The sequence below is a fragment of the Limosilactobacillus portuensis genome, assembly GCF_014838735.1.
GTDB classification, from domain to species: Bacteria; Bacillota; Bacilli; order Lactobacillales; family Lactobacillaceae; genus Limosilactobacillus; species Limosilactobacillus portuensis.
This window is the reverse complement of record NZ_JABUXQ010000154.1, coordinates 1-273: the sequence shown is the minus strand read 5'-3', so window position 1 is coordinate 273 and position 273 is coordinate 1. Positions and strand designations below refer to the sequence as shown.

At 31.9% G+C, this 273-nt stretch carries 1 pseudogene; it reads left to right on the top strand.

From position 1 onward, the window contains the following. Positions 1-76: 76 nt before the first annotated feature. A pseudogene (locus HUK49_RS11090) lies at positions 77-273 on the top strand (hypothetical protein); the annotation flags it as partial.

The window sequence follows — 273 nt, the reverse complement described above, 5'->3', positions numbered from 1 at the left end:
ATTATTTGAAAGGAGCATTTCCTATTGAATCCATTTCACACACAATTCAATGCAACACAACGTTATTTTCAATCACATGCGACACGTTCGCTCAAATCACGTAAAAAAAGCTTTAAAACAGTTAGCTAAACAAATTAAACTGCATGAACAAGAGATTTTCGATGCACTCAAACAAGATTTAAATAAAAATGAAGTTGAAGCATTTGGCACAGAAATAGGTTATACGTTAAATAACATTCGCTATATGCGTAAAAACCTATCAAAATGGGCAAA